This window comes from Brasilonema sennae CENA114 (assembly GCF_006968745.1).
GTDB classification, from domain to species: Bacteria; Cyanobacteriota; Cyanobacteriia; order Cyanobacteriales; family Nostocaceae; genus Brasilonema; species Brasilonema sennae.
In genome coordinates, this window is the sequence record NZ_CP030120.1 from 77,759 (window position 1) to 84,024 (window position 6,266).

The 6,266-nt window shown below is 41.2% G+C and carries 5 protein-coding genes and 1 pseudogene; 4 read left to right on the plus strand and 2 right to left on the minus strand.

Going from position 1 to position 6,266, the window contains the following annotated elements; all coding sequences use genetic code 11:
- Both DP114_RS33775 and DP114_RS33780 read right to left on the minus strand, forming a co-directional pair.
- Positions 1-330, minus strand: a pseudogene (locus DP114_RS33775) (hypothetical protein); the annotation flags it as partial.
- A gap of 440 nt (positions 331-770) precedes the next feature.
- A complete protein-coding gene (locus DP114_RS33780; RefSeq protein ID WP_171978411.1) occupies positions 771-2,222 on the minus strand; it encodes a protein kinase domain-containing protein in 1,452 nt (483 codons plus the stop codon).
- Positions 2,223-2,660: 438 nt separating this feature from the next.
- Between DP114_RS33780 and DP114_RS33785 the strand changes: the two genes are divergently transcribed.
- From DP114_RS33785 to DP114_RS33800, 4 genes are all read left to right on the plus strand, one after another.
- Positions 2,661-3,542: a Pvc16 family protein gene (locus DP114_RS33785; protein WP_171978412.1), complete on the plus strand. Its 882-nt coding sequence runs from the start codon at positions 2,661-2,663 to the stop codon at positions 3,540-3,542.
- A 54-nt stretch (positions 3,543-3,596) separates the two neighbouring features.
- Positions 3,597-5,264, plus strand: a complete 1,668-nt coding sequence (locus DP114_RS33790; RefSeq protein ID WP_171978413.1) for a phage tail sheath family protein — start codon at positions 3,597-3,599, stop codon at positions 5,262-5,264.
- 111 nt (positions 5,265-5,375) lie between these two features.
- Complete coding sequence (locus tag DP114_RS33795) at positions 5,376-5,831, plus strand: phage tail protein (protein WP_171978414.1); 456 nt, start codon at positions 5,376-5,378, stop codon at positions 5,829-5,831.
- A 103-nt stretch (positions 5,832-5,934) separates the two neighbouring features.
- Positions 5,935-6,266: helix-turn-helix domain-containing protein (locus DP114_RS33800; RefSeq protein ID WP_172195428.1), on the plus strand; the 332-nt coding region annotated here is incomplete at its 3' end.

Below are 6,266 nucleotides of genomic sequence, written 5' to 3' on the forward strand. Positions count from 1 at the left end.
TGTTGGAACTTTGTTGTCTGTTGGAACTTTGTTGTCTGTTGGAACTTTGTTGTCTGTGTCTAGAGGTGTTAGATTCTCTGGAGGTGTTAGATTCTCTGGAGGTGTTAGATTCTCTGGAGGTGTTAGATTCTCTGGAGGTGTTAGATTCTCTGGAGGTGTTTGGCTGATCGGATTTTTTGCAGATGGTAAGGTTGATGCTGTTCTTGGTGACCGATTAACAGCCGTAGGTTGTGCTGAGGATGGTTGTAAAGAAATAACTAAACTCGTAATAGCCAGTAAAGAAGTTTTAGATAAAACTAATATCAACTTTGTAAGTAATTTTTGATTCATTTCTCACTCCTCTAAATATCAAAAAACATCAAATACATAAATAAGGGAACTCCAAAAAATAAATTATTTAATTCCTGCATTCAATACAACTTCTTCTTCCTTGTCCCCCTTGTCTTCCTTGTCTAGTGTGCGATTGAATATTTTTTTATTTGGAAGTCCCTAAATTCATCGCAGGCTATAGGACTCTTATTTGATTTTTAAAAAACTAAGCTGACTATAAGCTTGCCATATAAAGGTTTTTTTCTCAGTATACTTAGCAAAATTTAAGTAGGATTTATATAGTGGCGACCATATCATAAACTTTTGCCACAATTAACTTACAATATTCCTCTTTGCTTTATTTTTATGCTTTTCCTAATTGATATAATACTTTTCCTAACCAATGTTATTATTGAGACACTGGATCAGCTAAAGTTTTCAATAATAATATCTCTTAAAAATTATTTGCACTTCGGAATTTTTTTTACTTTCAACTTTTTTCCCAGCCGCCAAGTTCCTCTCAAACACGATCCGTCTTGAAATATAAAAGTTCCTTTACCATCAAAGTTGTGATTTTTGAATTCCCCTATATATTGACTACCATCTTTGAATATCAATTTTCCTACGCCTTCAAATTTACCGCCATTAAACTCACCTATATAGCGGTTATAATCATAATGATCTTTAACATAATCATATACTACGAATATTCCACAACCTTTGAACTTATTCTTTTCTATACCTCCATAATATTCAGCTCTATTATCAAAGATAATGAGACCTGTGCCTGTCTGTGGTGAAACTTTTGAAAACCAATAAATGTTGCCTGTCTCTATTCGTGTGGCTGGTGTGTTTGGTACAGGTGGTACATCTTTTATGTGGCAACGCGATTGCACATCAGCGGTGGATGGTTCTAAATCAGTTGCAGGTTGTCTCCAAAAACTCATAAGCAATTTCACTCCAATTATTAGCACACCCACCGCAACTCCAGTACCAATTAATACTTTCTGGTAAAGTTTCAATTTTCGCCGTGTAGGGGATGGTAATGGCGGTGGCGCTGATGGTGGTGGTGGTGGCAATGGTGGCGGTAATGAAGATTGTCTTAAGGCTTGTGATGCCTCTGCTGCTGTTTGGTAACGTTGATTGAAGTGATAACGCACCATTTTATCTAACACATCTGCCAGTCTGGGGCTAACCGAAACCCTATCTCGCCAAGTGACTTCAAGAGTTTCGCTGTCTTTTACTAAGTCTTTAGGTTTGATTCCAGTTAAAGCATAAATCCCCAGCATCCCCAGTGCATAAACATCGCTGCTTAACTTGGGATTTCCACCCGATTGTTCACTGGGCATATAGCCATAAGTACCAACAATAAAGGAGATGTTTGTTTCCCCTTGAGAATTGACACCTAATCCGCTAATTTGCTTGACAACCCCAAAGTCTATCAATATTATTTTGCCGTCTATATTGCGCCGCATTAAGTTTTCTGGTTTGATGTCTCGGTGAATGATATTTTGATCGTGAACGAATGTCAAAATTTCTAAAATCTCCTGTAACATCTGTGTCACTTGAGCTTCACTCAACCTGTTACCAGGAAAAACTTCCTCACTCAAATCGTGCCCATCTATAAACTCCTGTACTAGATAAAATTCGCCGTTTTCTTCAAAGTAGGCGAAAAGTCGGGGAATTTGAGGACACTCATTGCCTAAGCGCTGTAAAATGTTTGCTTCTCTGTTAAATAACCCTCTGGCAGCTTGCAAGGCTTCCGGATTTTGCATTTGCTTGAGGTTTTTTACAACACACAGAGAATGATCGGGTAAATCTAAATCTTCAGCTAAATAAGTAACTCCAAAGGCACCGCTTCCTAAGAGTCTGATAATTTTGTAGCGCTGGCGGAGAGTTTGACCAACGAGCATTACTATTTAACCAATAACAAGATGAATTATCTTAAATTTTGCCACATACTACCCAATCGTCCAACCCCTTTCTTTGTACAAGTTTTGTGTTCTACCTAGTTACATCCGTCAAAAGAATAATCTCAGAAAAATGTGTCTATGTTATAAAGAAACACCTTTTTCCTTTACACCCCTACACCCCAGTGTTTCTTGAAAGCACCCTACTGGCGGCTCACCACCCATTATGAATCGAAGAAACATTTCCCTCACTCCCTCCCTCCCTCAAGAGTGTTTCTTCAGAGCGACCCACTGACGGCGCACTGCCCATTATAAATGAAAGAAACACTCTTTCCCTGTTCCCTGTGCTTCTTGAAAGAATATCGACAAAAGTCTAATTAACATCACAAGCTTTATGCCTTTAATCTATATTTATAGGTAAGCTACTGGCTAAGCAGTTTCATGCTTATTTTTGTTCTCCAAACTCTGGCGGAAATTCTAGCCGGAGGAACTTCCCTCATTAATACAGAACAGATTGACTTCAGCCATCCCGGCAATCGTAGAGATAATGGGGTTGGATCCATGATCAATTTGTACTTCTACGATATTCGTGAAAGTAAGCAGATACAGCATACTGGTAGACAAGTTGTTGAACGCAAGCTTGCTCAAGAAAGTTTGCATCCTACAGATGTACCTTGGCATCCTACTGCAAATGTATCTTGGTTTCCTACCTGGTTTGATGTGTCACTGCTGTTAACAGCTTGGGATCGCACGACTTTAGGTGAGCATCTCCTTCTCAGCGAGGCGTTAAGCACGTTGCTACGCTATCGCTCTCTGCCAGAGAATCTTTTAGTCCCCGAACTGCGTGGTCATGGTAATCTGCCCGTATCAGTTGCAGTAGAGCCATTGATAGAGATGGGTTCTTTGTGGAGTGCGTTGAGTATTCCCTTACGTCCAGCCTTGTATATTACAGTGACAATACCATTTAAGGCACAAAGTACGACACCACCACCTTTGGTCTGGGAACGAGTTTTTAACATACAAAATCAAGACCAGGCAAAGCAAACAAATACTAAGGTTAGAGCCAACACCAAGCGGGTAGCGATCGCGGGGATTGTCAAAAATGCAGTTTCAGAACAGCCGCTTGCTCAAATCAAAGTTAGCTTAACGGGAACTCACAAGTCAGCGATCACCAATCAAGAAGGGCTGTTTTTCTTTGAAGATTTGAATTTAGGGAATTACATTATAACACTAGATGGCAATGGTTTCAGCCCTCTGAACAGTAATTTCCTAGTCGATAGCTCTACATTCACCTTCAAAGAAATTTTACTAGCTCCTATTTAACAAGGTATTTTCGTGCTTTTGGATTAAAGACGTTCTTATTTGGAGAGAATTAACATGGCTAGACTTGATTACAAAGCTCCTGGTGTTTATATTGAAGAGATTGACCGAGGTAGCCGACCCATAGAGGGTGTTAGTACAGCTGTTGCTGGATTTGTGGGTTTTACAGAAGATATACGTGGTGGAGCTGAACTCTACAAGCCCATGTTAGTGACAAACTGGACGCAGTATTTAAATTACTTTGCCCGTCCGCAATCTGATGGCTACACAGACTTCAACGCCTATTTACCTTTTGCAGTATATGGCTATTTTATGAATGGAGGAGGTCGTTGCTGGATAACTAGCATTGGTACTCAATTACCCACAGCAGTCAGACCTACAACACCAGAACCCACCATTTTACAAATTAATGGTCGTGGAAATCGTCCGTCTCTGTTGTTTACCTTGCGTCCTGAGCAAGCAGCAGGTGGACCGCTTAATATAGTCATCAATGATAGTGGACCGCGCCCTCTTCCTGAAGGCACTGAAGGAGAACCACCCCCAAATACCGGAGAGTACTTCACCATCCAAATTAGTCGGGGAGAAGAAGTTCTCGAACAATACGAAAACTTAACCATGAACCGCGAACCAGCTGCTCAAACAGCAACATACGCGGTTGCAGCATCACGAAATTCCATGTACGTCAACGTTACAGATCCATCCCGAAGTGGAAGTCCTCTAGCCAGACGTCCAGCTAACGGCCAATACGAATTAACAATTCCCATCGTTCCATCTTCCCCTGACAGATTTTCACAAGATATAGAAGGGGTACGTGATGATCGTACAGGCGTGCGTGGAATTTTTGAAATTGATGAAATCACCATGTTAGCCTGTCCCGATTTAATGCGAGCGTATGAAGCACGGGTGATTGACCTAGATCAAGTCCATTACATTATGGAATTGATGGTCAGTATGTGTGAAGGATCTGCAAGTGGTGACATTCCCAATCCACCCAACCGTATGGTTCTACTCGATCCACCACTAGAAAGCACCAAACCTCAACAAGTGGTGGAGTGGCTGGAAAGGTTCAACCGTCGTTCCATGTTTGCAGCGCTTTATTATCCTTGGATTAAAGTAGGCAACCCACGTGACGGCGGTAGACCGATTCTAGTCCCTCCTTGCGGTCATATGATGGGTGTTTGGGGTCGTACCGACGAGACTCGAGGAGTTTATAAAGCACCAGCGAACGAAGTACCCAGAGGTGTCATTGGTCTGGCTTACGAGACTAATTTCCGCGAGCAAGAGCTTTTGAACCCACTTGGCATTAACTGCATTCGCAACTTCCCCAATCGAGGAATTCGTATCTGGGGAGCAAGAACTTTAGTCGAACCAGATAAGACCGAGTGGCGTTATATCAGTGTACGCAGATTGATTAGCTACATTGAAAAATCAATTGAATTGGGTACTCAATGGGTTGTTTTTGAACCTAATGATGAATACTTGTGGTCTCGTGTTATACGCGTTGTCAGTAATTTTCTAGAACGCCTCTGGCGTGAGGGTGCTTTGTTTGGAGCAACACCGCAACAATCCTTCTACGTAAAGTGTGATGAAGAACTAAATCCTGAAGAAACTAGAATTTTGGGTCGTCTTTATGTCGAAGTGGGTGTTTGCCCCGTAAGACCTGCTGAGTTTGTTATCTTCCGCATTAGTCAATGGAATGGTTTTGAAGGCAATGAAGCTGAGTAAGCTCTTACTCGACATGAAAATGCATCGCATCTTTTTGTCTTTATCCGTTTCGCTCTGGTTTAATCTCTTTCTCCAACCAATCTACATTTTTGTCCTCTAAGGAGTTTGAATATGCCCCCAAGCACTGAATTTCTAGCTGGTAGTAGGTTCTTTTTGCAAATAGATGGTATTGATATAGCCATCAAATCAGTTGATGGACTAAAACAGGAAACGCAGCAGACTGAAATGATTGTAGGTAACTCAGGTCCTGGGAAGAGAGTTGATTTACCTCTCCCTGCTGTTCCCAGTAGTGGGAAACTCTCAATCACGTGTTTTGTAGCAAATGGTGAAAAAAAGCTATATGACTGGTATGAGAAGTGCTGCCCCGATCAGGGAGCTAGCAAAGTCATGAGTAACTTGAAAAACATTGGGGTGGTCTCTTATAAGGCAGATAATTCAAAATCAAAGGAAATAAACCTTAAGGACTGTTATCCTTGTAGTTACACAATTGGTAAGGTAGACGCTTCTGCCAATGAATACCTCACTGAAGTTGTAGAAGTGGTTTATCTCAGTATGGAGACTAAGTGATCGAGGCACTAGTACAGCACGGCGTAAGTTAACCAGGTATTACTGTGGGAGAATGAGTAATTAGATTAAAAGTAGTTTTTGCTGAGAAGCGGAGAATTAGGATGTGGCAGGATTAGCTCCAAAACAATTAAACTTAAGCGATGGCGATCGCTCAGAACTGCAAGAGTTGGTAAACCGACACAATACAGGGCAACAAATAGTACTACGTGCAAAAATAATTCTTCTAGCGTCAGAGGGGAAAAATAATGGCGAAATTGCTCGAACATTAAATATAAGTCTGGATATGGCTCGTTTATGGCGAAACCGATGGTTTAAAACTAGCGATAAAAAGTTGCCTACTTTTGAGAGACTACGAGATTCGGAGCGTATTGGGGCACCAGTAAAATTTAGTATGGAGCAAGTAATCAAACTGTTTGCCCTTGCATGTTCAAAACC

Bases quoted from the DNA above. Each gene is read 5' to 3' on its own strand.
- DP114_RS33785 (WP_171978412.1), top strand. From the start codon at position 2,661: ATGCTTATTTTTGTTCTCCAAACTCTGGCGGAAATTCTAGCCGGAGGA.
- DP114_RS33795 (WP_171978414.1), top strand. From the start codon at position 5,376: ATGCCCCCAAGCACTGAATTTCTAGCTGGTAGTAGGTTCTTTTTGCAA.
- DP114_RS33790 (WP_171978413.1), top strand. From the start codon at position 3,597: ATGGCTAGACTTGATTACAAAGCTCCTGGTGTTTATATTGAAGAGATT.
- DP114_RS33780 (WP_171978411.1), bottom strand. From the start codon at position 2,222: ATGCTCGTTGGTCAAACTCTCCGCCAGCGCTACAAAATTATCAGACTC.